Here is a 1181-nt window from a genome sequence, read left to right on the forward strand (position 1 = left end):
AGCCTAATGCATTTAAAATATTCAAAAAAATAAAAAAAAACAGCCTCTTTAGCAGTAATAATTCTAAGGTTGATGAGAGAGTATTAGTGCTGCCTATAAATGTATCACCAACCTCTAGTCTCTTTGAAGGACTTATGTCTGAATTTTTATCCGAYAAAGGGTATGAGGTTTACTGCTTACTAGAGAACGGAGAGTTAGAGTATTCGGAATATTCTAACGCTACAAAAAATAACTTTGTAACACGGTGTCTCTCACTCTATGAGCAAAAATGTTTTGTAAATGCCTTTAATGCTAACCCTATCTATTATCCAAAGTCAGATACATTTATTGATATTTCAAGTATGACCCTTAACGAAGCTTACCAGCTAAATTATCGAGAGATAGAAGTTGGAAAACATGCGATGTATGGAGTAATGAGATATTTAATGATATCTGAACTGAATGAAAGTCATGCTTGGTTATTTCAGAAGTTTTTAAATACGTCGATATCAACTGTCGAAGCAGTTGAGAATGCAATTGAAAAAACTACTCCGTCATATGCACTAATATCACATGGATGTTACTCTACATGGGGAGCGGCATTAGACACACTAAAAAAACATAATGTAAAAACTAGCGTATGGGGTAGAGGTTATATAGGGAAAGGCAGTTTGATAATAAGCAAAGATGAGAGTTATCTACTGTCTAGAATTAGAGACAATAGATGTCTTTGGGAGAGCTCTGAGTTACCTTCAAATACTATTGAAGAACTAACTGCTTATTACAGAGAAAAGTCTAATCCAAAGAGCGAAGTGGATTTTGTAAACTATTATGAGGGTAGTCAGTCTGATGTAAACAGATTTGCCGTTCTAAAAGAACAAAGTATGAACTACAAACGTGTCGTCGGGGTTTATCCAAATATTCCCTGGGACGGAACGATGTACTCTTCTAGTGAGGCGTTCCCTACGGCAAAAAGTTTTGCTGCGTTTATAAAAAATGCTGCTTTAGAAATGATGGATACATGCTTTATTGTACGCTGTCACCCTGCAGAGAAAGCAAGAAAAGGGAATATTAGTCAGCAAACATTTAAAGATATATTGTTAGAATTAGAAGTTGATAAAATAGAAAATCTCATAATATTGGAGTCTGATTCTTCAATTAGTAGTTATGATGTGGCATCTATATCTAATGTTGCCTTGATG

At 34.7% G+C, this 1181-nt stretch carries 1 protein-coding gene; it reads left to right on the forward strand.

Annotated elements, in window-relative coordinates; all coding sequences use genetic code 11:
- Positions 1 to 1181 (forward strand): hypothetical protein (locus BZG73_RS16045; protein ID WP_077668827.1); only part of this gene is annotated, 1181 nt, incomplete at both ends.

This window comes from Salinivibrio siamensis (genome assembly GCF_001996005.1).
GTDB classification, from domain to species: Bacteria; Pseudomonadota; Gammaproteobacteria; order Enterobacterales; family Vibrionaceae; genus Salinivibrio; species Salinivibrio siamensis.